The sequence below is a fragment of the bacterium genome (genome assembly GCA_020440705.1).
Lineage (GTDB): Bacteria > Krumholzibacteriota > Krumholzibacteriia > LZORAL124-64-63 > LZORAL124-64-63 > JAGRNP01.
Genome location: JAGRNP010000005.1, coordinates 47,874 through 73,586, shown reverse-complemented (window position 1 = coordinate 73,586; position 25,713 = coordinate 47,874). Strand labels below are relative to the sequence as shown.

The following is a 25,713-nucleotide window of genomic DNA, read 5'->3' as shown; positions in this document are numbered from 1 at the left end:
CCTGGCCGCCGCCTGGTGGCGTCTGCGGCGCGGCGGCGATCCGGCCGCGCTGCGTCACGCCCGCCTGGACCTGTTGGCGCCGCCCGCGGACCCGCCGCGGGTGCGCCTCGCCCGCGCGCTGCCCTGGCTGTCGGCCGTGGCCCTGGTGCTGCTGGTCGTGGCCGCGGCCGGTCCGCGGCAGGCCCACAGCTCCGAGGAGATCGAGGGCGAGGGCATCGACATCGTCCTGAGCCTCGACATCAGCGGCAGCATGCGCTCCCTCGACTTCGAACCCCAGGACCGCCTGGGCGCGGCCAAGCAGGTCATCCGCGAATTCATCGCCGGCCGGCCCAACGACCGCATCGGGCTCGTGGTCTTCGCGGCCCGGGCCTTCACCCAGTGCCCGCTCACCCTCGATCATCCGGTGCTGACCGGATTCCTCGACGAGATCCAGGTGGGTCTCGTCGACGACGGCACCGCCATCGGCCTGGGCCTGGCCACGGCGGTCGCACGGCTCAAGCATTCGACCTCGCCGAGCCGCACCGTGATCCTGCTGACCGACGGCGTGAACAACGTGCCGACCCTCGAACCGGAGACGGCGGCCAAGCTGGCCAAGTCCCTCGACGTGCGCGTCTACACCGTGGCCATCGGACGCGAGGGCATGGTGCCGTATCCGGTCGACGACCCCATCTTCGGCCGGCAGACGCGCCAGGTCGAAACGCGCATCGACCTGGACCTGCTGCGCCGCATCGCCGCCACGACCGGCGGCGAGATGTACCAGGCGACCGACCCGGAAACCCTGGCCCGCATCTTCGCGACCATCGACGCGCTCGAGACGGCGCGCTACGAGACCACCGTCAGCACCTGGTACCGCGAGCGCATGGCGGCCTTCGCGGTGCCGGGCCTGCTGCTGCTGCTGCTGGAGGGGCTGCTCGGCGCCACCTGGCTGCGCCGCGTGCCCTAGGAGGAGACGCCCTTGCGATTCGCCGTCGAGTTCTGGCTGTGGCTGGTGCCCCTGCTGCCGCTGATGTGGCTGCTGCTGCGGGCGGGTGACCGCCGCGCCGCGGGGCGTCTGGCCCGCCTGCTCGGCCCCCGGGCGGCGGCCCACCTCGAAGGGGACAATCCCCGCGTGCGCGGCTGGCGCCGCTTCCTCTACCTGGCCGGGCTCTTCTGGCTGCTGCTGGCCCTGGCCCGGCCCCAGTGGGGCGCCAGCGAGGTGACCGTCACGCAGCAGGGGTCGGACATCGTCGTGGCCCTGGACATCTCCAACTCGATGCTCGCCGAGGATGTGGTCCCCAACCGCATGGAGAGCGCCAAGGCCGAGCTGGGCAGCTTTCTCTCACGGCTGGAAGCCAGCCGCGTGGGCCTGGTCTTCTTCGCGGGCGCGGCCTTCGTCCAGTGCCCGCTCACCCTCGACTACGGCACGGCCGACATCTTCCTGAAGATGGCCGGACCGGACATGATGAGCGAGCAGGGCACCGACATTGGCGCCGCCCTCAAGACGAGCCGGGAACTGCTGGCCAAGGGCCGGGGCGAACACGACGACGGCGCCTTCCAGGCCATCCTGCTGGTGACCGACGGCGAGGACCTCGAGGGCGACTGGGAAGCCGAGGCGAAGTCCTGCCGCGACGCGGGCATCCGCCTGATCCCGGTCGGCGTGGGAGACGAGGGGGGCGGCCTGATTCCGGTGACGGACAACCTCGGCCGTCCGAACGGGTTCCTCCGGGACGACGAGGGCAATGTCGTCACCACCCACATGGATCTGTCGCGCCTGCAGGAACTGGCCGACATCGGCGGGGGCAGTGCCTTCCGGCTCGGGGTCGACGGCCTGGCGGGCGACCGGCTCTTCGCCGAACTGCAGCGCCTCGGCCGGCGCGATCTGGAGGACCGCCGCATCTCCGCCTACCAGGAACGCTTCGTGTGGCCCCTGCTGCTGGCGGTGCTGTGCTTCGGCCTGCGTCTGCTGGTGCGTGCGCGGCGGCGACCGGTGGCGACCGCCGGAGCGTGGACCCGCAGCGGTGTCGCGGCGCTCGCCGCCGGCCTGGCGCTGGGCCTGGCCGTCGGGGCCGGCGCGCAGGCCGCGGTGGTGCCGCCGCAGCTGGGCGACATGAACGAAGGCCTCCGGCTCTACGCGGAAGGCGACTACGAGGGGGCGCTGGCCCGCTTCGAGTCGGCCCTCGTGCAGGCCCCGGACGATCCGGTCATCTCCCTCGCCGTGGGCGAGGCCCTCTTCCAGCTCGAGCGCTACGAAGACGCCCTCGGGGCCTTCGATCGGGTGGCCGACGCGAGCGAGGATCCGACGCTCCGGGCCGAGGCCCTCTACAACCAGGGCACCGCGCGGCTCGCCGCCGGCGATCCCCAGGGCGCCGTCGAGAGCCTGCGCGAGACCCTCCGCCTCGATCCGGACCAGAAGGACGCCCTTTTCAACCTCGAGGTCGCCCAGCGCCGGCTCGAGGAGCAGCAGCAGCAGGGACAGCAGCAGCAGGAACAGCAGCAGCAGCAGGAACAGCAGCAGGAGAAGCAGGAGCAGGAGCAGGAAGAGCAGCAGCAGGACCAGCAGGGCGAGGACGAGCAGCAGGACCAGCAACAGCAGCAGCAGGAGCAGCAGGAAGAGCAGGACGGCGAACAGGGCCAGCAGCAGCAGGAGCAGCCGCAGGATCAGGAGCAGGGGCAGGACGAGCAGGAGCCCACGGAGCAGCCCCGGCCGGATCAGCCCGGTGAGGACCAGCAGCAGCCCGAGCCGTCCGAGGATGGGCAGGACGGGGCGAACCCCGAGGAGCTGACCAAGGAGCAGCAGGAGCAGATCCTCAAGGCCCTCGACCGGGACGAGGAGGAACTCAAGCGCTCGGTCCAGAAACGCCTGAAGGGCGGCAAACCGAAGAGCGGGAAGAAATGGTGAGGCGACGAGACCTTGGCGGCCTGATCGCGGCCGTGGGTGTGATCCTGGCCCTGGCCGGACCGGCCCGCGCGACCTACGAGTGCGACGCGGCGGTCAATCGGACGAGCGTGCCCCAGGGCGGCGAGATCATGCTGACGGTGAGCACGCGCGGCGACATGGGCTGGTCGGCGGACTTCGATCTGCCCGCCATCCCGGGCGTGCGCACCTATGCCGGGGGCACCAACCAGAGCATGAGCATGGTGAACGGGCGCACCGAGACCTCCGTGTCGCGCACCTACTTCCTGCGGGTCGAGACCGACGCCGACTTCACGATACCGGCCGTCACGATCCATGCGGGCGGCGCCACCTGCAGCACCGAGCCCATCGCCATCACGGTCACGCAGGCGGCCGCGGGTGCGAATGCCCTGCCTCCGGCCCAGACCGGCAACCGCACCGCGCGACCGGATCCGGAGCCCGCTGCGGGCGCGGGCGGGGCCGCCGGCCAGCCTGGCGACGACATCTTCGTCACGCTCACCGCCGACCACGACAAGGCCTGGGTCGGTCAGCAGGTGGTCGTCACCTTCAGCTACTGGCGCCGGGTCCAGCCCTGGAACAACCCGTCGTACACCCCGCCGCGCACGGAGGGCTTCTGGCGCGAGGATCTCGGCGAGAAGAATGCACGCCGCGTGGTCAGGGGCCGGGCCTACAACGTGACCGAGATCCGCTACGCCGTCTTCCCGACCCGTGCCGGTGCGTTGACCATCGAGCCGGCCGAGCTCAGCTTCCCGGCGGGAGTCTTCGACCGCTTCTTCCAGTCCCAGCGCTCGCGCACCGGCCCGCGCGTCCTGCGCACCGAACCGCTCACCATCACCGTGCAGGAACTGCCGCGGCCGGCCCCGGACGGCTACAGCGGGCTCGTGGCCACGTCCCTCGACCTCGTGAGCGTGGTCGACCGCGATACGGTGCCGCGGGGCGAGGCCATCGGGCTGCAGGTCAGGCTCACGGCCGACGGCTTCCTCAAGGGATTCAGCGAACTGCCGGTGCCGGTGCCCGTGGGGGCGCGGCTGCACGACGCCGGCGAGAACTACCGCACGGCCATCGACCGTGACCGGCTCGTGGGCCACATCGCGGTGGAGAAGGTCATCGTGCCCGATCTGGAGGGCGCCCTGGAGGTGCCTGCGGTGGCGCTGACGTGGTTCGACGCGGCCGATGGCCGCTACCGCACCTCGCACACCGAGCCCTGGCGCGTGACGGTGCTGCCGAGCGACCGCCCCCGCCCCAGCGAGGACGAGTCCGGCTTCCTGCGCAGCGAGATCGCCCGGCTCGGCGAAGACCTCGCCTTCATCCACCAGGTGCCGCGCTCCCTCTCGCGGCAGTCCGGCACCTGGACCGGCGGCCGCCTGTGGTGGGGGCTGCTGCTGCTGCCCGTGGCCCTGCTGGGCGGCTTCCGCCTGCTTCTGGCCCGCTGGGCCGCCGCCCGGCGCGACCCGGCCGGACGGCGTCGGCGAGGGGCCCTGGCGGCCGCCTTGGCGCGGCTGGCCCCCGAGGCCGCCCCGAGTCCCGACGACGTGGCCCGGGCCATCTGCGGCTACGTCGCCGACTGCCACGACCGGCCCCTGGCCTCGGTGGGGCCGGAGCAGGTCCAGGCCCACTGCCGCGCCCTGGACGATGCCGCCGCCGCGCGACGCCTGACCGGGATCCTCGCGGCCTGCGATGCGGCCCGTTTCGGCGGCGCCGGCGGGACGGCCTCGGTCGATCTGGCCCGCGACGCCGCCGAGGTCCTGCGGCGGGTCGACCGGGCCCGTGGCCAGGTCGGCGGCGCGATGCCGCGTCTGGCGATCCTGCTGCTCGCCCTGCTCCTGGCCGGCCTGGCCGGGCCCGCCGGGGCGGGCGACGACCGTCCGGGGGCCGATCCCGCGCGCCTGCTGGCCGAAGGCAACCAGGCCTACACCGAAGGGCGTCTCGACGATGCGGCGGCGCTGTACCTGGAAGCCCGCGAGGCCGGCGTCAACGATCCGGTGCTGCACTTCAATCTCGGCAACACCTACGCCCGCCGTGGCGAACTCGGCCGCGCGGTGGCCTCGTACCTGCGCGCCGAACGGCTGGCGCCCCGCGACCGCGACGTGGCGGCCAACCTCCAGTGGGTGCGGCGCCACATCCGCGACCTCGAACTGAACGAGGGCTCGCTGCCCCTGTTCATCGCCCAGTTCGTGGCGCTGGTCCAGGCCTTCACCCTCGACCAGTGGGGCCTGCTGACGGTGGTGCTGGCGTGGCTGGTGGCCGGGCTCGTGGCCTGGGGATGGTACCGCGACGGCTTCGGCGAGCGCCACCGGCGGCTGCTCCTGGCCGGCGCCGGGGTCCTCGTCGTGGTCGTGGCGATCACCACGGCGCGCTGGTACGACGAACAGGGCCGCGACGAGGCCGTCGTCGTGGCCGACGAGGTCGCCGTGCGCTCGGGCCCGTCGCGGGATTTCTCGACCCTCTTCGAGGTGCACGACGGCCTGACCCTGAACATCGTCGGCCGTCGCGAGGGATGGGTGCGGGTCGGCATGGGGGGCGACTGGGAAGGCTGGGTCCCCGCCGAGAGCGTCGAGCCCGTCCGGCTGGAACTCTCGCCTCAGGGCCGGTAGACCGCCTCGGTGGTGGGCGTCTCACACACCGTGACGTCCACCAGGAGCGGCAGGTCCGGTTTCAGCCGCTCGTAGATCCAGCGGGCCATGATCTCGGCGGTGCTGTTCTCGAGCCCGGGAATGGCGTTCAGGTCGTAGTGGTCGAACATCTCCAGCACGGGCCGGAAGGCGGCGCTCACGTCGCCGTAGTCCTGGACCCATCCCATCCGCTCGTCCAGCGGGCCTTCCAGACCCAGTTTCACCGTGTACGTGTGGCCGTGCAGCCGGCCGCACTTGTGGCCTTCCGGCACGTGGGGCAGGTGATGGGCCGCGTCGAAGCGGAACGACTTGGTGATGCGGAACGGCATGGAAGACTCCCCCGGACGGTTCCCGAAGCGGTGTTTCCGGGCCAACCTAACCGGCGGGCGGCCCGGACGCAACCGCCGGGCCGGGGGGCGGGAAGGGCAAAAAACGGTAAAAGGGGCCCCGTAAGCTGCCGATGAGCAGATGACGACGGTCCACGAGACCGTGCGAGGCCCCCGGACGCCCCCGGCCGCGTCGCCGGTCCGCCGACAGTGAGGGAACACGTGGCGAGCAAGACCAACGAACTCCAGGAGATCCTGCAGACCCTCGGCACGCTGCAGTCGCGGGTGCAGGAGCTCACCGCCGAAACGGGCGACGTGGGCAACGTGCCCACCGACGAGGCGGACACCGACCAGCCCGAGTCCCCCGCCGTGGAACCGGTGCGGGGGCCCGTGGTGGCTCCCCTCCGCCATGCGCGGGGCGACGTGGGCCGCGACGGCATGGCCCTGCTCCGCGCCGGCATCGCCGAGCTGACGACCATTTCCGAGTTCAAGAACTTCCCCAAGTACTTCGTCGGTCTCGCCGGCAAGACCGGCCTGCGCATGCTGCTGCTGAAGAAGTGGACGACCGGCCTGCAGGTCTTCCTCGAGGAGAACATCAAGGTCCCGCCCGAGGCCCGCCGGAAGCGGCCGGACGGCCGGGCACCCATCCCCACGTCTCGCGCCGACATCTTCGAGGCCACGGCCAACGAGGCCACCGTGTACGCCGGGCCGGTGCCCGTGAAGCACTTCCCCCTCGACCTGACCCTGATGCTCGGCCGCGGCAGCCGCGATCGCCAGATCGTCATCGTGCCCCTGCCTTCCCAGGGCCACTGGAACACGTTCATCTACCTCGACGCCGACAAGGCCGCCGAGAAGTCGCTGGCCATCGCCGAGATCCTGGCCCAGTTCGCCCTGGCCCGCATGCAGCTGCTGGCCAAGGGCGTGCAGACGCGCCAGGGGCGGGTTGCCGGCATCCTCAAGTCCGAACTGCACCGTCGCCAGAAGAGCCAGGCCCTGCGGGCGGAACGCGGTCCGCAGCCGCCGGCTCTCGCCGCCGACCCGCCGGGCTCCGACGACCCCCTCGCCATCGGCGGGCCGGTCTCGCCCGGCCCGGCGCCGGCCGCCTCGAATGCGCCCGAGATCGATCCCTTCGTGGTGCAACCGGCCACCGCCGAGAACGCCGACGAAGGGGCGCCGGCCCCGCGCCCGCGCCGCAAGCTGAAGCTGGCGCCGGCGGGCACGTCCGCGCCGGAGACCGACACCGGTCGCACCGCGATGCCGGACCCGAAGACCGCCGACGCCCTGCCCGAAGCCCCGGCGTGGGCCGACGGCGACGGCGCGACCGTCCGGCTGACGCCGGAGATCGTACTCAGCCACAGCGGCGAGCTGCCGGCCCTGCCGCGGGCGGCCTGCCACATCATGGCCGTCATCGAAGACCCGCGGACCACGGCCACGAAGCTCGAATCGGCCCTGGCCATGGACCAGGCCCTCACGGCCAAGGTGCTGCGCATCGCCAACAGCCCCTTCTACGGCGCGGTCCGCGAGATCAAGACCGTCAGCGAGGCCATCGTGCGCCTGGGCTTCGTCGCCATCCGCAACTGGACCCTGGTCACGGCTGCGCGTTCGGTCTTCCTGGCGCCCGGTGCCGGCATGCTCTACCAGAAGATCTGGCGCCAGTCGGTCATGTCGGCGATGGCGGGCCAACTCGTGGCCCAGGTCGTCGGACGGGCCGATCCCGAGGCGGTGTTCATCGGCGGCCTGATGCAGAACATCGGGCAGCTCGTCCTGGCTCGCTCCCACCCGGAGCTCTTCCAGGAGATCCTCACCGAGTCGGCCACGACGGGGCGGCCCTACCACGAGGTCGAGAAGGAGACCCTCGGCTTCGACCACGGCGCCCTCGGGGCCCTGCTGATCCGGGAATGGAACCTGAGCCAGGACCTGGAGGATGCCGTCCGCTGGCACCACGACTTCGCGGCCGACGAGGCGCGCAACGCGCAGGTCGCCGCCATGATCGCCCTGGGCGAGGAGATCGCCCTGACCACGAGCGGCGAGGACGCCGACCCGTCCGCGACCGACGCACCGGCCGAGCCCGAGGAGCTGAGCCCGGTGGCGCGATTCCTGGGCGTCACTTCGGTGCGGGTGAGGGAACTGCGCGAGAAGGCGAAGGAACTGCAGATCGATCCGCACTTCTTCACGTAGGAGCGGCGGAATCGGAACGGGAGATCAGCCCCGGGCGCTGCGGCGCTCGGGGCCTTCTGCTTCCCCGTCGGCGCCGGCCTCGGCGGGCGGCTCGAAATGCAGGCGGCAGCGGGCCTCGTAGGTCTCGGCGGCGCCGACGACGACCTGCTCGGTGGCCTTGGTCAGGCGCTGGGTGAAGTTGGCCGGATCGCCGCAGGTCATGCAGATGGCGAGCTGCTTGGTCACGTACTCGGCCGAGCAGAGCAGCTGAGGCATGGGGCCGAAGGGGTTGCCCATGTAGTCGAGGTCGAGCCCGGCGACGATGACCCGCTTGCCGCGGTTGGCCAGGGTGTTGGCCACCTCGACGATGTCGTCGCTGAAGAACTGGCCCTCGTCGATGGCGACCAGCTCCGTGCGGTCGTCGACGAGGTCGAGGATGTCGCGCACGTCGCTGACGGCGACCCCGGGCATGCTCTGGGCGCTGTGGGAGACGATCTTCGTCGCGTCGTAGCGGGCGTCGATGGCGTGCTTGAAGATCTGCACCCGCCGCTTGGCGATCTGGGCCCGACGCAGGCGCTTGATCAGCTCCTCGCTCTTGCCGCTGAACATGGGGCCGCAGATGACCTCGAGCCAGCCCGTCTTGCCGTTGATGATCTGCATGCTGCTCCTTAAATCCTTGTCTGGTCGACGGGGAAGAATTTATTCTATCACAGGCGCGACGCCAAGAAAATGCTCCCCGCGAGCCGGAACCGACCTGAAACGAGGCGATGATGTGGACCCGTGACGACTTGCGAGAAGCGTTGGGGAGCGGTGTCGTGGGCATGATCCACCTGCCCGCGCTTCCCGGCAGCCCCGGCTGGCAGGGCGACCTGGCCGCGGTCGAGACCTTCACCCTGGCCGAGGCCGAGGCCCTGACCGCCGGCGGTGTGAGGGCGATCATGGTCGAGAACTACCACGATGTGCCCTTCCTGCCCGGCCGGGTGGGCGCCGAGACGGTGGCCGCCATGACGCGCCTCGTCGGGGCGGTCGGGCGGCACTTCCCGGACGTGGCCCTCGGCGTGAATGTCCTGCGCAACGACGTGGACAGCGCCCTGGGAATCGCCGTCGCCACCGGCGCGCGGTTCGTGCGCGTGAACGTCCACAGCGGCGCCGCCGTGACCGACCAGGGCCCCATCACCGGCCGCGCCTGGGAGACCCTGCGCCGGCGGCGCGAACTGGGGGCCGACCGGCCGGCCGCCTACGTGGCGATCCTGGCCGACGTGCGGGTCAAGCACGCGCGGCCCCTCGTGGCCCGCCCGCTGGCGGAAGAGGCGGCCGATCTGCGCCTGCGCGGTCGCGCCGATGCCGTCATCGTCACCGGGGCGGCCACGGGTGCGGGCACCGATCCGGCCGACCTCGTGACCGTCCGCGAGGCCCTGCCCGACTGTCCGCTCCTGGTGGGCAGCGGGGCGGACGCGGCGACGGCGGCCATGCTGCGGGCCCACGCCGACGGGTGCATCGTGGGCACGAGCCTGAAGGAACCCGGCGCGCCCGCCCGGGTTTCCGCGACGCGGACCCGGGAGTTTCTGGCGGCCTGGCAGGCGGTGGGCGCGTGATGCGGGTCGAGACGGAAGGTTCCAACGGCGCCCCGGGCGCAGGAAGCAGCGCGACATGAACATCCTCGTCACCGGCGGCGCCGGCTTCATCGGCGCCAACTATGTCCGCCTCCTGCTCGAGCGCGGCGACGACCACGTGGTCAACTTCGACCTGCTCACCTACGCCGGGAACCTGGCCAACCTGGCCGGGTGCGAGGACGACCCGCGCTACGCCTTCGTGCGGGGCGACGTCCGCGACCGCGCCGCCGTGCGCACCGCCCTGCGCGACCACGCCATCGACGCCGTGGTGCACTTCGCCGCCGAGAGCCACGTCGACCGCAGCGTCGAGGGGCCGGAGGTCTTCGTGACGACCAACGTGGTGGGCACGGAGATCCTCCTCGAGGAGGCCCGCGCCGCCGGCGTCGACCGCTTCGTCATGGTCAGCACCGACGAGGTGTACGGCTCCCTCGGCGACGAGGGCGCGTTCACGGAGTCGACGCCCCTGGCGCCCAACTCGCCCTACTCCGCCAGCAAGGCCTCGGCCGACCTGCTCTGCCGCGCCTTCCACCACACGTTCGGATTCCCGGTGATGACCACGCGCTGCAGCAACAACTACGGCCCGTACCAGTTTCCCGAGAAGCTGATCCCGTTGATGATCGCCAACGCCCTGGAGGACAAGCCGCTGCCCGTGTACGGCGACGGGCGCAACGTGCGCGACTGGCTCTACGTGCGCGACCACTGCACCGCGGTCGACGCCGTGCTGCGGCGCGGGCGGCCGGGGGGCGTCTACAACGTCGGCGGCGGCAACGAGATGCGGAACATCACGCTGGTCGAGATGCTGGTCGACCACCTCGGGCGCAGCCGCGACCTGATCACCTTCGTCAAGGATCGCCCCGGGCACGACCTGCGCTACGCCATCGACGCGACCCTGATCCGGGAGGAACTGGGCTGGCAGCCGGAGGTGGCCTTCTCGGACGGCCTGGCCCGCACCGTCGACTGGTACCTGGCCAACCGTTCCTGGTGGGAGGAGATCCGCAGCGGCGACTACCAGGGCTACTACGAGCGCATGTACGGCTCGCGCGGCGGAGCGGACGCGTGAGCGAGCCGTCCTGCCGCCTGCCCGACGGCCGCGCCGTCAGCATCGATCCCGGCGCCGCCGGCCGCGTGGCCTGCGCCGTGGTCCAGGTCGCGGGGATCACCGTGGCCGACGATCCGGCGGTGGCGGCCGCGACGGCGGCGCTCGGCGCCGACCTGCGCACCGCCCTCGGCGACCGCACCCCGGCGCAGATCCCCGGTCTGGCCGAGGCGCGCGACCTCTACAGGAGCTTCGGCATGGATCCCTCGCGCCACCGCCCCAGCAGCGAAGCGCTGCTCCGCCGCGTGCTCAAGGGCAACGAGCTCTACCGCATCAGCAACATCGTCGACACCTGCAATCTGGCATCGCTGCAGTTCCTGCTGCCGATCGGCATGTACGACCTGGATCTGGTGCGGGGCGACGTGACCCTGCGCGTGGGCGAACCGGGCGAGGAGTACGCGGGAATCCGCAAGGGGCCGGTCCACCTCGCGGGGCGCCTCGGCCTCTTCGACGACGAGGGGCCGTTCGGGTCGCCCACGAGCGATTCGGCCCGGACCTGCACGCGCGACGTCACCACCGACGTCCTCGCGGTGATCATGGCCACGGCGGGCTACCCGGCTGCCCGCCTCGCCGAGCACGCGGGCGTCTTCGGACACCTCTGCGGCCGCTTCTGCGGCGGCCGGTCCGTTTTCCAGGCCGTGCTGGGAGGGTCGGCATGAGGTTCTCCGCTGCAGGAACCCTCCGCGCCGCGGTCGTCGCGCTGACGATGGCCGGGCCCGCCGTGCCGTTGGCCCACGCCGTTCCGGCGGCGCCGGATACGGCCGCCATGCTGGCGCGGGTGCGCACCCTGACCGCCCCGGCCCTCGCCGGCCGGGGCAGCGGCACGAGCGCCGTCCTCGCCGCCGCCGACACCATCACCGGCTGGCTCGCCGCGGCCGGCCTCGAACCGGCCTTCGCCGGCGCCTGGCAGCAGGCGGTTCCCCTGACGGGCACGGGCTGGGCCGGGCAGGATCTTGCCGGACGGGAAGACCGCAACGTGGCGGGCGTCCTGCCGGGCCGGGGCTCCCTGGCCGACCGCTGGCTCGTGGTCGGCGCCCACCTCGACCATCTGGGCCGGGTCGTGCCGGCCGGCGACGACGCGCCGCCGCCCGGTCCGGACGACTACTACCCCGGCGCCAACGACAACGCCTCGGGTGTGACGGTCGTCTGCGACATCATCGCCCGCCTGGTCGGCGACGCCGACGCGACCGACCGGCGCGGGATCGTCTTCGCGTTCTTCGGGGGCGAGGAGGTGGGCCTGCAGGGCAGCGCCCGCTTCGTGGGCGAACCCCCGCTGCCTCTCGACCGTGTCGACGCCATGATCAACTTCGACACCGTGGGGCGCATGACCGACCGCCGACTCTACGTCAGCGGCCTCGGCACGACGCCGGCCTTCGCGGACATCGTGCCCGCGGCCAACTCCGACGGCCTCGATCTCTCCCTCGGCCAGGGCGGCTGGTCGGGCTCAGACCACATGAGTTTCAACACGCGCGAGGTGCCGGTGCTCTTCGTCTTCGGCGGTCCCTACGAGGACTACAACCGCCCCGCCGACACCTGGGACCATCTCGACCCCGCCAGCCTGCGCGACGTGGCGGCCTACGGCGCCCGCCTCGTGGCGGCCGTGGCGAGCCGGCCGGGCCCGTTGCCGTGGCGGATGGTGGGAGAGAAGGACCTGCGCGAGGACGGCCACGTCGACGGCAACCGCGACACCTGGTTCGGCTCGCTGCCCGACTTCACCGAGGAGATCGTGGGGTACAAGCTGGCCGGCGTCTTCGACGGAAGCCCCGCCGCCCGGGCGGGTCTGCAGAAGGGCGACGTCCTGGTGCGCATGGCCGGCGAACCCATCGCCGACCTCGCCGGATTCACCCGCGTCCTGCGCGCCCACGACCCCGGCGACCTGGTCGAGGTCGAAGTGCGGCGCGACGGTTCGCCCCTGCGGTTCACGGTGGTCATGGGAAACCGGGCCGACCGGAAGTAGCCGCCCGTCAGCTCCGCCCGGGGCGCCCGTCGTCGGTGTCCGCTCCCGGCTCGACGTGCACGAACACCCGCGCCACCTTGTCGACCCGTTCGCGCACCCGGTGCTCCACCTCGTGCCCGATGTCGTGGGCCGTGGCGATGGTGTTCTCCGGATGCACCGCCAGCCGCACGTCCGCCAGGTACCACGAACCCCGCTGGCGCACATGCAGGCTGCGCACCTCCTGCACCCCCGCCACGGCTCCGGCCTCGCGCGAGATCTCCGCGAGCAGGGCCGCGTCGGGCATGGTGTCCATGAGGGCCATGACGTTCTCGCGCATCAGGTCGATGCCCATCTTCAGGATGAACAGCGCGATGACCGCGGCCCCGATGCTGTCGAGGATCGGCCAGCCGGCCATGGCGCCGCCGATGCCGGCGGCCGCGGCGAGGGAACTGATCGCGTCCGAGCGGTGCATGGCGCCGTTGGCGAGCAGGGCCGGACTGTTGTTCACCCGGCCGGCCCGCAGCGTGTAGCGGGCCATGGCCTCCTTGACGGCCACCGAGATCAGCGTGGCGGCCAGGGCCGGCCACTCCGGATGGAGCGACTGCCCCCGCACGATCTGGAGCACCGCCGACCGCGCGATCAGCCCGGCCGTCACCAGCATGAACAGGGCGACCACGACCGCGCCCAGGGTCTCGAAGCTGTGGTGGCCGTAGGGGTGGTTCTGATCGGGCGGGCGGGAGGCGGCCTTCAGGGCGAGCAGGATCCCCACGTCGCTGAGCACGTCGGCGAGGCTGTGGAAGCCGTCGGCCACGAGCGCAGCCGAACCGGCGAGGACGCCGAAGACGAGCTTGCCGGCCGACAGCAGCACGTTGCCGATCAGCCCGGCGGTGGTGCAGACCACCGGCCGCAGCCAGTAGTTCTCCGCGGCGCCGGTCGCGTTCATCGGTTCGCGATCCTCAAGCCATGTCCTCGCCCGCGACGGGAGCGGGGTACATGGTATCGATGATGTCCTTGTACTTCCGATTGATGGCGAAGCGCTTGACCTTCATCGTCGGCGTCAGTTCCCCGTCGTCGAGGGTGAACTCGCGCTCGAGCAGGGCGCACTTGCGGATCTGGCTGAAGCCCGGCAGCTCACGGTTCATGTCGGCGAGCACGGTATCGAACAGCTCCAGCACCCGGGGGTGGCGCAGCAGGTCGGCGATGCCGACGTTGGCCAGCCCGGCCCCGGCCGCGAACTCCTCCAACACCTCGAAGTTGGGCACGATGAGGCAGGTCAGGTACTGGCGCTTGTCGCCGATGACCACCATCTGCGTCACGTACTTGTTGGTGGCGAAGCGGTTCTCGATGGGCTGCGGGGCGATGTTCTTGCCGCCGGCGGTGACGATGAGATCCTTCTTGCGGTCGGTGATGAACACGTAGCCGTCCTGGTCGATGTGCCCGATGTCGCCGGTCGACAGCCAGCCGTCGGCCGAGAGCACCTCGCGCGTGGCGGCCTCGTTGTTGAAGTAGCCGGCCATGATCTGGGGTCCGCGCGCGAGGATCTCGCCGTCCTCGGCGATGCGGATCTCCGTGTCGAGCAGGGGCCGGCCCACGCTGCCGAACCGCGTGGCGCCGAAATTGTTGCAGCTCAGGACCGGACTGGTTTCGGTCAGGCCGTAGCCCTCGAGGATGACCATGCCCGCGCCGTAGAAGAACTTGTTGATCTTGGGGTTCAGCGGCGCCCCGCCCGACACCATGAAGCGCACGCGGCCGCCGAGCTTGGCGCGCAGCTTGGCGAACACGAGCTTGTCGGCGAGGCCGCGCTGGAACGCGAGCCAACCGTCCACGCGGCCGCCCTCGGTCTCGATCTCCGCGCATCGGATCCCCACGTTGCGCGCCCAGAAGAAGATGTTCTTCTTCACGCCGCCGGCGGCGACGGCCAGGGAGGCTGCCTTGGCGTAGATCTTCTCGTACAGGCGTGGCACCGAGATCATGATGGTCGGCCGCACCGCGAGGACGTCGACGGGCACCGTGTCCATGCGCTCGGCGTAGGCGATGCCGACGCCGGAGTGGAGCATGGTGTAGAACCCGGCCATGCGTTCGAGCACGTGGCTCAGGGGCAGGAAGCTGAGGCAGCGGTCGTCCCGGTTGAACGAGATCACCTTGCCCACGTTCAGCACGTTCGAGACGAAGTTCCAGTGGGTGAGCACCACGCCCTTGGGGTTGCCCGTCGTGCCCGAGGTGTAGATGATGCTGCAGGGGCTGTCCTTGGCGACCGGCGTGCAGTCCTCGGCCGGCGTCGGCGGGTTCTGGTCGACCAGGTTCTGGCCGATGCGCTTGATCTTGTCCAGGGGCATCACGTCGGGCACCGCCACGGCGTCGAACGAGATGACGTCGCGCACGAACGGCAGGTCTTCGCGGATCGCGTGGATCTTGCGGGCCTGCTCCTCGGACGAGACGAAGACGGCCACCGGTTCGCAGTCCTGCAGGATGTAGCGGATCGTCTCCTCGAGCAGCGTGGGGTAGATGGGCACCACCACGGCGCCGGCGCACTGGGTCGCCAGGTCGCACAGGGCCCATTCGAGGCGATTCTCCGACAGCAGCGCGACCCGGTCGCCCGGCTGCACCCCGAGCGACTTCAGTCCGAAGCGCAGGGCGCGCACCCGACGCAGGGCCTCCTCGCTCGACACGTCCACGTACTGGCCGCTGCCGTCGCGATAGGAGAAGCAGTCCGGCCGCGGGTATTCCCGCATGGCGGCGAGGAACAGCTCGGGGATGGTCTGAACGGACATGGGGCCTCCCGGACCGTGGGAATGGACTTGCGGTTGCGGAACGCGCGGGCGAGTCCGAACATGGTCACCGCTCGTCCGACCTTTGTCAATCGGCATCGACCGCACCCCGCGGGAGGAACAGATGGAGACGGCCTTCGACCTGCTGCGCATGCCCGACGACCCCGCCTTCGCCGCCCGTCTCGACGACTGGTTCGCCGGGGTCCGGCGCGACCTGCCGTGGCGCGACGGCGACGACCTGTACGGCATCTGGATCAGCGAGATCATGCTGCAGCAGACGACCGTGCAGGCCGTGGTGCCGTACTGGATCCGCTTCATGGAGCGCTTCCCGTCGGTGGCCGCCCTGGCCGCCGCCCCCGAGTCCGACGTGCTCGCCGCCTGGGCGGGGCTGGGCTACTACTCCCGGGCCCGCAACCTGCACGCGGCGGCCCGCTGCATCGTCGGCGAGCGGAGGGGCGTCTGGCCGGCGAACCGCGACGAGTGGAGCGCCCTGCCGGGCGTCGGTCCCTACGCCAGCGGCGCCATCGCGAGCCTCGGCCTCGGCGAGCGCGTGCCGGCCCTCGACGCCAACGCGCGACGCGTCCTGGCCCGCTGGGCGGTGACCGACCCGGACGCCTGGGCGGCGTGTGGCGAGGCGGAACGTCGGCGCGCCGTCGACGATCTGGGGACGGCTCTCGTGCCGGCCGCCGCGCCCGGACCCTGGAACGAAGCCCTCATGGAACTCGGCGCCCTCGTCTGCCGGGCCCGCGACGCCCGCTGCCGCGAGTGCCCCGTGGCCGGATCGTGCCGGGCCGGCCGTGGCGGCTGGGCCGACCGGGTGCCGCCCCCGCGCCCGCCCCGTCGTCCCGAGGAGGTGGGGCTCGCGCTGCTCGTGGTGCGGTGGCGCGACCGCGTCTTTCTCGAGCCGCCGTCCGCCGGGGCCTGGCCGAGCAGCGCGCCCGGGCGGCGCTCCGTCCGCGACGATTTCTCCGGATTGCACCGGGGCCTCTGGGGTCTGCCCACGACGGCCTGGTGGTCCGGTCCGGACGTCCCCGCGGTCCCCTGGGGGTCCGTCGCCGACCGGCTCGATCTGCCGGACGCGATGGGCCCCGCCGGGGGCGGGTGGGAGACCCTCGGCACCGTCCGCCACGGCATCACACGGTACCGTCTGCAGGCCACCGTCCTCGGCTGCGAATTGCCCGCGCGGGCCGAGCTGCCGGCCCGCCTCCGCGGCGACAGCAGCCGCTGGCGGGCGTCGCGGCCGGGCGCCCCGGGCTGCTTCGCCGCTCCCGCCGACGGGTTGCCGCCGCTGTCGCGTCTCGCTGAAAAGGCCCTTCATTTTCAACAACATTCTGACGTTTGACTTTCGGATAAGAGCAGACCTTTTTTGAACCCACAGACTCATCACACGCCACGGACCAACGGGTCCCGGACCCGGGTGGGAGGACGAAAGCGATGCTGCAGATCACACGCCAGACGGAGTACGCAATCAGGGGCCTGCAGGAGTTGGCGCGGCGCAACGACGACGCGCCGGTGCAGCTGAAGGTCATCGCCGGTTCCTGCGAGGTGTCCGAAGCGTTCCTCGCGAAGATCTTCCAGATGCTGGGGCAGGCGGGCATCGTCAAGTCCCACCGGGGCGTCAAGGGGGGCTTCAGTCTGGGGCGTCCGGCCGAGGAGATCACCCTGCGCGATGTGGTCGAGGTGTGCGAGGGCGGCATCGTCCTGAACCACTGCCTGCGGAAGGTCAATCCCTGCAAGGACGCCGACACGTGCGCGGTGGCCGGTGTCTGGCGCGAAGCGCAGGATGCGCTCACCGGCGCCCTCGACCGCACCAACCTCGCCGACGTCATCTGACGCGGAACCGGCGCGACGACGCGTCCGGACCTCGGCATGCGAACGGCTCCCGCCGGTGGCGGGAGCCGTTTGCCGTCCAGGTCGCCGCGATGATCAGGAGGCGCGCTTGCGCCGCAGCTGGCCGCAGGCCGCATCGATGTCGCGGCCGCCGCTGGCGCGGATGAACGTCGGGACGCCGGCGCCGGTCAGCACCGCCTGGAAGGCGAGCACGGCGCCCTCGTCCGCGGCCTCGAGCCGCGAATCGTCGAGGGGATTCCACGGGATCAGGTTCACCTTGATGTGCCGGCCCTTCAACAGGCGGGCCAGCCGCTCGGCCTGCTCCGGCCGATCGGTGCGCTCCCGGATGACGACCCACGCCACCGTCACCCGCCGGGCCGCCACCCGGCCGTACTCGGCGGCCAGATCGATCGCTTCGGCCAGCGTCGTGCGCCCGGGCACCGGCATGATCCGGCGCCGCTCCTCGTCGGTCGAGCCGCCCAGGCTCAGGGTCAGCCCCACGCCGGGATTCGCCGCGATCAGCTGCCGCAGCCCTGCGGCCGGACCGCTGGTCGAGACCTGGACCCGCCGTCGCGACATGCCCAGGCCGTCCGGATGCAGCATGCTCTCCAGGGCCGGCGCCAGCCCTTCCCAGTTGTCCAGCGGTTCGCCCATGCCCATGAAGACCACGTTGTGCTGCCGGTCGCCCCGACCGGGGACGGGTTCGGCGGCGAGGTCCCGCCGCAGGTGCAGGATCTGCTCGATGATCTCGCCCGGACTCAGGTTGCGCACCAGGCCGCCGCGCGCCGTGGCGCAGAAGGTGCACGCCATGGCGCAGCCCACCTGGGTCGACAGGCAGAACGTCACGTGCTCGGCCATGGGGATGATCACGCTCTCGATGGTGTTGCCGTCGCGGGTGGCGAAGAGGAACTTGCGCGTGCCGTCCCGGGACACCTGACGTTCCCGCACCTCGAGTCCCCGCAGGTCGAAGCGCCTGGCCGCGGCCTCCCGCAGCGCCCGGGGGACGTTGGCCATGTCGTCCCAGGCCAGGGCGCCGTGCTTCAGCGCCCACTCCCGCAGCTGGTGCGAGCGATAGGCCGGCACGTCGAATTCCGCGGCGAGCGCCGCGAACTGATCCGGAACCAGGTCCCGCAGGAGGGGTTGGCAGGTGAGGTTTTGCATCGCAGATCGCACCGCGACCGCCGTCCCGCGGCGGGGGCGGTGAAGTTGGGGGTTGCCTGGGGCGATTCCTCTGCGGACAATGGGGGGGAATCGGCCGCGTGCCGCAGCCGACAATAACCCGCCTTTCCGGCCCGGGCGCAAGGGAGATCGACCGCCCGGCAGCGAGGTGAACGTGAAGACCGTCCTGATCGTCGACGACGAGATCGCCATCCGAGAGACCCTCGAGATGATCCTCACCTACGAGGAATACCAGGTGCAGAAAGCCGGATCGGGCGCCGAGGCCCTGGCCATGGTCGACAAGGCGGTCCCGGACGTGGTCCTGCTCGACGTGAAGATGCCGGGCATGGACGGCTTCGAGGTCCTCGAGAAGCTGCGGACCGCGGCGCCGGGCCTGCCGGTCATCGTCATCTCCGGTCACGGCAACATCGAGACGGCCGTCGAGGCGGTGAAGCAGGGGGCCTACGACTTCCTCGAGAAGCCCCTCGACCGTTCCCGGCTGCTGGTGACCCTCAACAACTGCCTCGATCACCATCAGGCGCGCCAGAGCGTGGCGACCATGGTGGAACAGACCTCGCACGCCCATCCGCTCATCGGCGAGAGCCGGGGCATCCGCGAGGTCCGGTCGTTCATCGAGAAGGTCGGCGCCAGCGAGGGCACGGTGCTGATCACCGGCGAGAACGGCACCGGCAAGGAACTCGTCGTCCGGGCCATCCATCAGGCGAGCGCGCGCCGCGATCGTCCCCTCGTCGAGGTGAACTGCGCGGCGATCCCGCGTGAACTCGTCGAGTCCGAGCTCTTCGGGCACCAGAAAGGGAGCTTCACCGGTGCCGACCGCAACCGGACCGGCAAGTTCGAGCAGGCCGACGGCGGCACGCTCTTCCTCGATGAGATCGGCGACATGAGCGAGGAAGCCCAGGCGAAGGTCCTCAAGGCGGTCGAGGAGAGCCGCTTCCAGCGGGTCGGCGACACCACCACCCGCAGCGTCGACGTGCGCATCGTCGCCGCCACCAACCGCGACCTGGCGTCACAGGTCCGCGACGGTGACTTCCGCGACGACCTCTTCTTCCGCCTCAATGTCCTGTCGATCCATNTGCCTCCCCTGCGGGAAAGGGAAGGCGACGTCGAACTGCTCCTGAACTGGTTCATGGCCGACCTGGCCAAGCGGCTCAAGACCAGACCGCGCACCTACGCGCCGGAAACCTTGGCGATCCTGCGCTCCTATTCCTGGCCCGGCAACGTGCGCGAGTTGCGTAACCTTGTGGAACGTATGCTGATCCTGGCTTCGGGCGACATCGTCCAACCCTCGGATCTGCCCCCATTGCCGGGGGCCGGCCAGACGGCTGATCCGGGGGAGTCCTTCTTCGCCTGCAACGACTTCCAGGAGTTCAAGTCCCTCAGCGAGGGCGCATATCTGCAACACAAGCTGAAGGAAAACCTCTATAATGTGAGCAAGACGGCCGAGGTGCTCGGCATGCAGCGCAGCAACCTGTACAAGAAGATCACGAAGTACGACCTGCGCACGCAGCCTTCGGTCGACTGACCCGGGGTGGGGGTATCCGCCCGGCGGTCCCGATTCCGACCGTCAACGGATGGAGACAGGTGTTGACAAGCCGTGTCCCGATCCGTAAATAAAGAGAATCATCCGCCATCCGGAACCGAAGGCATGTCGGTCCGGGCGGCCTCAGAATCTGTTCGAATTGTTCGACGGGGTGCAGTTTTGCCAAGGAGTAAGAAGAACATGAAGAGAATCAATCTGGTTCTGGTTCTTCTGGTGACAGTGTTCGTGGTGGGAGGCGCGGTGTCCGCGCCCATGGCCAAGGCGGACGTTGCCGACTCGATCTCGGTGCCGGATTCCGATGTGAAATCCGGCGATCTGGACGGGACTCTCAACGGGCCGGATGGTGATCCGGACGGGATGGGAACCGGCAATGGTCTGACCGACGACGACGATCTGCTGATCCGGGCGTCGAATGGGCTCGATGGGGTGGCTGAGACGGAAACCCTGCTCTACGTGCTGTCGCTGATCAAGTTGCTGGCGATCTAGGCTGTCCGTAGGATTCGGACGGCCCGCCAGCCGGGAGTACAACTGGTCAAGTCACCGGTCCACTTCCTCGCCGAGGGAACGGTTGATGCGAGACAATTTCAACAATCAGGATCGCTACCCCGCCGGACGGCAGTCTTCGGGGCGGATCGTCGACGCCGCGGCCTGGAGCCGTCTGGAGGAAGTGGGCGATCTGCACTACCACTCGTCCGCTTTTTCGTCTGCCCTCGACTACTACCGCCAACTCCTCGAGGAAGAAGCCCTCGCCGCCGTCTCGCGCGAGAAGGCCGTCGATGTCCTGCGCAAGGCCATCGACTCGCTGCTTCGGCTCGGCCAGCTGGACGACTGCGAGGCCCTGCTCGATCGGGCGGTCTCCCTGGTCGGCCGCACGTCGGGCCTGGCCGACCCGGCCGAGAACGCCGTGCTCATGGCGACCTTCGAGTTGCGCCGGGCCGACGTCTACCGGGAGCGAGGACGCCTCCACGACGCGCTGAACCTGGCGAAGCGCGCATTCGCGGTCCTGGCCCTCACCGACGAGCATGCTGCCGTCGCCCGTCTGCAGACCATCATGGGCATCTGCCATGTGCGGCTCGGACGTCAGGAGAAGGCGCGCGAGTTCTTCGCCGACGGCCTGTCGACCTACCGCCGCATCGGCGAGGATCTCGGCGTGGCCAACCTCCTGAACAACCTCGCCCTCATGGAGAAGAACGACTGCCGCTGGGACAAGGCCCTGGCCCAGATGGAAAAAGCCGTCGAACTGGCTCATCGGATCGGCGCCAGCCACCTGATGCCCCTGTTCTACCTGAACCAGGGCATCACCCTCCAGAAGATCGACCGCCTGGGCGAGGCCCGCACCCTGCTCGAGAAGGGGCTGCGCCTGGCCGTCAGCCTGGGCGACCGTATCCAGGAAGCCCGCCTCAACCTGGCCATGGGCCGCCTGGAAACCCTGGCCGGACGATACGCCCGGGCGGAGACGCTCCTGCTGAACGGCAAGAGCCTGGCCGAGAAGCACCGCTTCATGCGCGAGGCCGTCATCGCCGACGAGTACCTCGGTGACATCTTCCTGCAGCGTGGCGACCCGGACAAGGCCCGGTTCAACTATCAGGTCGGGTTGGAGAAGTCCCGCGCCATCGCCTCGGGCAACGATCTGGAAGGCGAGTTGCAGCGCCGCATGGGCGAGGCCCATCTCGCGGCGGGGCAGGCCGACGAGGCCATCGCCGTCAGCCAGGTCGCCATCGCCATCTGCGAGAAATGCGGAGAGCACTACGAGATCGGATTCTGCCACCTGACCCTGGGCAAGGCGTACGCGGCCCGCAGCGACTGGCAGCAGACCGACCATCACTTCCGGCAGGCCATCGCCACCTTCCAGGAGCAGAACCTGCCGCACCTCTGGTGCCAGGCGATCCTCGAGTTCGCCGACCATCGCCTCGACGGGGCGGGAGAGGCCGAACTGCTCCTGTTCCGCCGGTTCCTCATGGACGCCCAGGACACCGGGGCCGCCGCGGTCAGCGACCTGGTGCTCTGCCGTGTGCTGGAGAAACTGGCCCAGGTGCAGATCCGCCTCGACCAGTATGACGACGCCCTGCTGACGGTTTTCGAACTGGAGCGCCACGCGGCCGGTTGCGAGGATGCGGAACTGGACGCTTCGGTGGTGTCGCTGCGCAACCGGATCGAGTCCGGACTGCTGGGCGGCGTGGGGGCGGCCAAGTCCCACCTGCAGGCCATTTCCGGCCTGCCGGGCCTGTTCGCCAAGGGCGGTCCGGCCGTGCCGCGGAACCTGGGTGTGGTTCTGGGTGCCGGCATGGAGCGCGTCGGGGCCGACACCGGATTCATCGCCATGGTCGAACACGAGCAGGGCGCGACTCGCCTGAAGATCGCCGCCCGCCAGGGAATGACCGAGAATCTGGCCGAGCAGCTCACCCGCTGGTTCGACGCGGAACTGGCCGCCGGCCGCCGGTCCGGGACCTGCTTCTTCTCCCGTCTGGACGGGGCCGATGACGTGGTCGCCGCCGTCCCGGCGTTGATCACGGTCGCCGACAGCTGTGTCTTCATGCCGATCGCCCTGCACGACCGCCAGTTCGGTCTGCTCTACCTGGGCAAGTCGGGACTGGGAGCCACGGGAGTCGCTTTCGATCGTTCGAGCCTCGACTTCCTGGCCACCTACATGGGCTTCCTGGCCCTCTTCCTCTACGAGAAGGGGCGCGGCGCCGCCGATGCGGAAACGGTGACGCCGTTCGACCGCGTCGAGAGCTTCGAGAACATCATCACGCAGAACAGCAAGATGCTCGAGGTGCTCGGCCTGGCGCGGAAGGTCGCGCCGAGCGATCTGACCGTGCTCCTGAACGGCGAGACGGGCACGGGCAAGGGGCTGCTGGCCTACTCGATCCACGCCCTGAGCAAACGGGCCGACCGCCGCTTCCTGTCGATCAACTGCGCGGCCATTCCGGAGACCCTGCTGGAATCGGAGCTCTTCGGTCACAAGCGCGGCAGCTTCACCGGGGCCCACAGCGACAAGAAGGGGCTGCTGGCCGAGGCCGAGGGAGGGACCGTCTTCCTCGACGAGATCGGCAAGATGCCCTTCAGCATGCAGGGCAAGCTGCTGCACTTCCTCGACACCCGGGTCGTCCGTCCCGTCGGCGCGAACACCGAGTTCGAGGTCAATGTGCGGATCATCTGCGCCTCGAAGTCCGACCTGCACGACATGGCCCAGCGGGGCGAGTTCCTCGAGGACCTCTACTATCGACTGCTGGACTTCCCCCTCGTCATGCCTTCCCTGCGGGAGCGGCCGGACGACGTCGAACTGCTGACCCGCCATTTCGTCGAGCGGTTCGGGCAGGAGATCACCGGCTCGGTGCCGGCCCTCGATCGGGCCTTCCTCGATGCGCTGCTGGCCCACGCGTGGCCGGGCAACGTGCGCGAGCTCGAGAAGACCCTGCGGCGGGCCATCGTCCTGGCCCACGGCGAAGGTGTCCTGCGGCCCGAGCATCTGCCCGCGGAGATCGTGGGCGACCTGGGGGCGGCCGCCGCGAGCGAGGCCGCCATCGTGCCGCTCAGGGAGACCCTGGCCGTGATCGAGTGCCGCGAGATCACCCGGGCCTTGCGCGCCGCCGAAGGCAACAAGTCCGAGGCCGCTCGGCGCCTGAAGATCAGCTATCCGAATCTGCTCAAGAAGATCCGGCACTACGGGATCGCTGCGGGGTAGGATGGCTCCCGTACTGTAAAGGATGGGACAGGGGCCCGATCCCGCCGCGAACCAGAATTGATAGATTAACCCGTTGCCAGGCAGCGGGTTAATTTTTGCCCGCCACGAACTGTAAATGGAATTTATAGATCGACCCTGATCGCGGTCGTCAGAGGGGCCTGCCGGGGTTGCTCGTGGCTCATTAAGGCGTTGCAGGATAGGGAGTTAAAAAAATGTAAACAATGTGTGGGAGGTTGGTACGGCCCGTGCAAAAGGTCTCTTCAAGAAGGGGCGAGTTACAGGGAACCTCTTCGAGACTTTGATCGATCTTTGACATTCGTGTTTTCGGGAGAAAGAAGGTTCGTCCCCTCAACGCTTACCGGCATCGAGGGCGTTTTCAACAAGAAGTGCGGCCAGAAGGATTGTGAAGAGGTGGGGTCTGATCAATCATTTCCTGGTCGCGAGAGAGAACGGAACCTCTTCTCCCGAAACACGAATATCAAAGGACAGTCGGGTCGCACACGATTTCAGGATCTCTCACCGGAGATTCTATAAAAGAGCCCTTAACCGGTGTTGGAAAGGCGAGATCCAAGACCGGGGCCGCAAGGCGGGGCTCTTTTTCTTTTTGTCTCCATGTCCTCATTTGTCCCCGGGCGCCGGTCCCGGCCCCTCCCTTCGGCTGCGGCGTCCCCGGTCGCCAGCCGCCCGTCTTCTTCGTCTCATTTTGGGGAATCTGTCCCACAATGCGCACATCGTCCGGCGGTCGGAAGCGGCTGCACGAGGGGCGGTTACTGCATCTCGCGGAGCGCGGTGGAGATCTTGCCATGCCGCCGGTTGCTCGCGTGGGGATGTCTATCTCTTTTTGAAATAACAACTAAGCTCATCACCGGACGCCCGGGCGGCCCCGACCGGAATGCCGGACGATCCCGGCCGAACGCGGCTTTGGGCGGCGGCGGCCGCTGTGGCACGAAGCCTGCGATACGGGCGTGGCGAACATGGTGACGACAGGAGGCGTGCAATGGACAAGCAGCTGACGGTTTTCAAGGCGAATTCGACGCGGCCTGCGGCTTCCCAGGGATGGGACGCCGTTTCGACGCGGGGGCCCAGGGCGGATTTCCGCCGCCTGCTGGTCGTCGGATTGTTCGGCCTGCTGGCTGCGCTGGCGGGCTGCGAATCCGACGAAGACTGCCTCAACTGCGTGGAGTTGCCGCCCCCTGTCGTTCCCACCGGTGTCCACAGCATCAGCGGCAACAACGAGGTCATCGTCCAGTGGTACGACATCGCGTACGCGCCGTACGACGACTCCTACAACGAGAACGTGACCTCCTACGCGATCTACAGCCGCTTCTACGATTTCGGCGACGAGTTCGATCCGAACCGCGAGTTCTATTTCATCGGCGAAGTGGCCTGGAACGAGAATTACGACCCCAGCAGCGGCCTGCACTGGTTCATCGACGCGGACGTGGAGAACGGCCGCCAGTACGAGTACGCCGTGGCGGCGGTGAATGCGGCCGGGCGGGAGAGCGCGCTCAGCTTCGAGTTCGTGGCCGACGCCCCGCTGCCCATGAGTCCGCTCGACGTCAACGGGTGGTTCACGCCCGTCCGGGTCCACGACAGCGCCGGGGTCAACAGCGACCGCTCGTGTTTCAACTTCGGGGCGGCCGCGGCCGCGACCGGAATCCTGGATGCGGGCGTGGTCGCGCCGGCGAGCTACCACAACATCCGCATCGAGTTCGACAACGGCATCGCCTATGCCCTGGCCGACCCGGCGACGACCCAGATCCAGGATTTCGGGGTCTTCCTCGATGCCAGCGGCCATGTGATCTTCGAAGGCGTGTCCTGGGCCCCGGAGAACGGCTATTCCCGCACCGGCAGGCTCGAACTCGTCACGGGGCACGTCTACGTGGTCGAGATCGTGGAGCCGGGCACCCAGGAACTGCACTACGCCAAGTTCGGAATCGAGCGGGTGAATGCGAGTTCGGTCGACCTGATCTGGGCCTACCAGCTGATCGCGAACCTGCCGGAGCTGCAGGAGCCCGACGAGGGCGCCCGCGACGAGAAGCCCGTGCTGATGAAGCTCTAGAGCGAAGGAAAGGAGA

General features: G+C 69.8%; 19 protein-coding genes. 14 read left to right on the top strand and 5 right to left on the bottom strand.

The features are described from left to right. The 3 genes from KDM41_01955 to KDM41_01945 all read left to right on the top strand — a co-directional run. Positions 1 to 943: VWA domain-containing protein (locus KDM41_01955; protein ID MCB1182167.1), on the top strand; the 943-nt coding region annotated here is incomplete at its 5' end. 12 nt (positions 944 to 955) lie between these two features. Next, positions 956 to 2,878, top strand: coding sequence for a VWA domain-containing protein (locus KDM41_01950; protein ID MCB1182166.1), 1,923 nt, complete (start codon positions 956 to 958; stop codon positions 2,876 to 2,878). After that, positions 2,872 to 5,487 (top strand): BatD family protein, encoded by a 2,616-nt coding sequence (locus KDM41_01945; protein ID MCB1182165.1) that lies wholly within the window; start codon positions 2,872 to 2,874, stop codon positions 5,485 to 5,487. Before KDM41_01950 ends, KDM41_01945 begins: the two co-directional genes overlap by 7 nt. Here KDM41_01945 and queD read toward each other — a convergent pair. Next, positions 5,475 to 5,834 (bottom strand): 6-carboxytetrahydropterin synthase QueD, encoded by a 360-nt coding sequence (gene queD, locus KDM41_01940; GenBank protein ID MCB1182164.1) that lies wholly within the window; start codon positions 5,832 to 5,834, stop codon positions 5,475 to 5,477. The two genes, KDM41_01945 and queD, sit on opposite strands and share 13 nt — an antisense overlap. A gap of 219 nt (positions 5,835 to 6,053) precedes the next feature. Here queD and KDM41_01935 point away from each other — a divergent pair, with 219 nt between their 5' ends. Next, positions 6,054 to 8,009, top strand: coding sequence for an HDOD domain-containing protein (locus KDM41_01935; protein MCB1182163.1), 1,956 nt, complete (start codon positions 6,054 to 6,056; stop codon positions 8,007 to 8,009). Positions 8,010 to 8,033: 24 nt separating this feature from the next. On the opposite strand, the gene KDM41_01930 is transcribed toward KDM41_01935, so the two are convergent. Beyond that, positions 8,034 to 8,648, bottom strand: a complete 615-nt coding sequence (locus tag KDM41_01930; GenBank protein ID MCB1182162.1) for a thymidine kinase — start codon at positions 8,646 to 8,648, stop codon at positions 8,034 to 8,036. A gap of 110 nt (positions 8,649 to 8,758) precedes the next feature. Between KDM41_01930 and KDM41_01925 the strand changes: the two genes are divergently transcribed. The 4 genes from KDM41_01925 to KDM41_01910 are packed head-to-tail and all read left to right on the top strand — an operon-like array spanning position 8,759 to position 12,654. Beyond that, positions 8,759 to 9,583, top strand: coding sequence for a BtpA/SgcQ family protein (locus KDM41_01925; GenBank protein ID MCB1182161.1), 825 nt, complete (start codon positions 8,759 to 8,761; stop codon positions 9,581 to 9,583). 55 nt (positions 9,584 to 9,638) lie between these two features. Then, on the top strand, positions 9,639 to 10,661 hold the full coding sequence (gene rfbB / locus KDM41_01920; GenBank protein MCB1182160.1) for a dTDP-glucose 4,6-dehydratase: 1,023 nt from the start codon (positions 9,639 to 9,641) through the stop codon (positions 10,659 to 10,661). Further along, the gene (locus KDM41_01915) at positions 10,658 to 11,356 is read left to right on the top strand and encodes a hypothetical protein (protein ID MCB1182159.1); all 699 of its coding nucleotides are present in this window, start codon (positions 10,658 to 10,660) and stop codon (positions 11,354 to 11,356) included. The genes rfbB and KDM41_01915 overlap by 4 nt, the downstream gene beginning before the upstream one ends. After that, positions 11,353 to 12,654, top strand: a complete 1,302-nt coding sequence (locus KDM41_01910; GenBank protein ID MCB1182158.1) for a M28 family peptidase — start codon at positions 11,353 to 11,355, stop codon at positions 12,652 to 12,654. The genes KDM41_01915 and KDM41_01910 overlap by 4 nt, the downstream gene beginning before the upstream one ends. Before the next feature lie 7 nt (positions 12,655 to 12,661). Here the strand turns inward: KDM41_01910 and KDM41_01905 are convergent, their stop codons facing one another. Together KDM41_01905 and KDM41_01900 are read right to left on the bottom strand one after the other, a co-directional pair. Further along, positions 12,662 to 13,576 carry a cation transporter gene (locus tag KDM41_01905; GenBank protein ID MCB1182157.1) on the bottom strand — a complete coding sequence of 305 codons (915 nt, stop codon included), beginning with the start codon at positions 13,574 to 13,576 and terminating at the stop codon, positions 12,662 to 12,664. A 13-nt stretch (positions 13,577 to 13,589) separates the two neighbouring features. Further along, positions 13,590 to 15,404 carry a long-chain fatty acid--CoA ligase gene (locus tag KDM41_01900; protein ID MCB1182156.1) on the bottom strand — a complete coding sequence of 605 codons (1,815 nt, stop codon included), beginning with the start codon at positions 15,402 to 15,404 and terminating at the stop codon, positions 13,590 to 13,592. Positions 15,405 to 15,525: 121 nt separating this feature from the next. On the opposite strand from KDM41_01900, the gene KDM41_01895 reads away from it, so the two are divergent. Together KDM41_01895 and KDM41_01890 are read left to right on the top strand one after the other, a co-directional pair. Next, positions 15,526 to 16,743, top strand: a complete 1,218-nt coding sequence (locus KDM41_01895) for an A/G-specific adenine glycosylase (protein MCB1182155.1) — start codon at positions 15,526 to 15,528, stop codon at positions 16,741 to 16,743. 92 nt (positions 16,744 to 16,835) lie between these two features. Then, positions 16,836 to 17,234: an Rrf2 family transcriptional regulator gene (locus KDM41_01890; GenBank protein ID MCB1182154.1), complete on the top strand. Its 399-nt coding sequence runs from the start codon at positions 16,836 to 16,838 to the stop codon at positions 17,232 to 17,234. A gap of 93 nt (positions 17,235 to 17,327) precedes the next feature. On the opposite strand, the gene rlmN is transcribed toward KDM41_01890, so the two are convergent. Next, a complete protein-coding gene (rlmN, locus tag KDM41_01885) occupies positions 17,328 to 18,392 on the bottom strand; it encodes a 23S rRNA (adenine(2503)-C(2))-methyltransferase RlmN (protein ID MCB1182153.1) in 1,065 nt (354 codons plus the stop codon). A gap of 79 nt (positions 18,393 to 18,471) precedes the next feature. On the opposite strand from rlmN, the gene KDM41_01880 reads away from it, so the two are divergent. The 4 genes from KDM41_01880 (at position 18,472) to KDM41_01865 (ending at position 25,697) form a co-directional block, all read left to right on the top strand. After that, entirely contained in the window at positions 18,472 to 19,932 is a 1,461-nt protein-coding gene (locus KDM41_01880) for a sigma-54-dependent Fis family transcriptional regulator (GenBank protein ID MCB1182152.1), read from the top strand. Positions 19,933 to 20,130: 198 nt separating this feature from the next. Continuing rightward, complete coding sequence (locus KDM41_01875; GenBank protein ID MCB1182151.1) at positions 20,131 to 20,436, top strand: hypothetical protein; 306 nt, start codon at positions 20,131 to 20,133, stop codon at positions 20,434 to 20,436. A gap of 85 nt (positions 20,437 to 20,521) precedes the next feature. Continuing rightward, a complete protein-coding gene (locus KDM41_01870) occupies positions 20,522 to 23,635 on the top strand; it encodes a sigma 54-interacting transcriptional regulator (protein ID MCB1182150.1) in 3,114 nt (1,037 codons plus the stop codon). A gap of 997 nt (positions 23,636 to 24,632) precedes the next feature. Beyond that, on the top strand, positions 24,633 to 25,697 hold the full coding sequence (locus KDM41_01865) for a hypothetical protein (protein ID MCB1182149.1): 1,065 nt from the start codon (positions 24,633 to 24,635) through the stop codon (positions 25,695 to 25,697). The last annotated feature ends 16 nt before the right edge of the window (positions 25,698 to 25,713 follow it).

What these genes read in the sequence shown, in the direction of transcription:
- KDM41_01895 (MCB1182155.1), top strand. Translation starts at nt 15,526, where the DNA reads ATGGAGACGGCCTTCGACCTGCTGCGCATGCCCGACGACCCCGCCTTC.
- KDM41_01890 (MCB1182154.1), top strand. Translation starts at nt 16,836, where the DNA reads ATGCTGCAGATCACACGCCAGACGGAGTACGCAATCAGGGGCCTGCAG.
- KDM41_01925 (MCB1182161.1), top strand. Translation starts at nt 8,759, where the DNA reads ATGTGGACCCGTGACGACTTGCGAGAAGCGTTGGGGAGCGGTGTCGTG.
- KDM41_01910 (MCB1182158.1), top strand. Translation starts at nt 11,353, where the DNA reads ATGAGGTTCTCCGCTGCAGGAACCCTCCGCGCCGCGGTCGTCGCGCTG.
- KDM41_01945 (MCB1182165.1), top strand. Translation starts at nt 2,872, where the DNA reads ATGGTGAGGCGACGAGACCTTGGCGGCCTGATCGCGGCCGTGGGTGTG.
- KDM41_01905 (MCB1182157.1), bottom strand. Translation starts at nt 13,576, where the DNA reads ATGAACGCGACCGGCGCCGCGGAGAACTACTGGCTGCGGCCGGTGGTC.
- KDM41_01930 (MCB1182162.1), bottom strand. Translation starts at nt 8,648, where the DNA reads ATGCAGATCATCAACGGCAAGACGGGCTGGCTCGAGGTCATCTGCGGC.
- rfbB (MCB1182160.1), top strand. Translation starts at nt 9,639, where the DNA reads ATGAACATCCTCGTCACCGGCGGCGCCGGCTTCATCGGCGCCAACTAT.
- KDM41_01865 (MCB1182149.1), top strand. Translation starts at nt 24,633, where the DNA reads ATGGACAAGCAGCTGACGGTTTTCAAGGCGAATTCGACGCGGCCTGCG.
- KDM41_01870 (MCB1182150.1), top strand. Translation starts at nt 20,522, where the DNA reads ATGCGAGACAATTTCAACAATCAGGATCGCTACCCCGCCGGACGGCAG.
- KDM41_01900 (MCB1182156.1), bottom strand. Translation starts at nt 15,404, where the DNA reads ATGTCCGTTCAGACCATCCCCGAGCTGTTCCTCGCCGCCATGCGGGAA.
- queD (MCB1182164.1), bottom strand. Translation starts at nt 5,834, where the DNA reads ATGCCGTTCCGCATCACCAAGTCGTTCCGCTTCGACGCGGCCCATCAC.
- KDM41_01875 (MCB1182151.1), top strand. Translation starts at nt 20,131, where the DNA reads ATGAAGAGAATCAATCTGGTTCTGGTTCTTCTGGTGACAGTGTTCGTG.
- rlmN (MCB1182153.1), bottom strand. Translation starts at nt 18,392, where the DNA reads ATGCAAAACCTCACCTGCCAACCCCTCCTGCGGGACCTGGTTCCGGAT.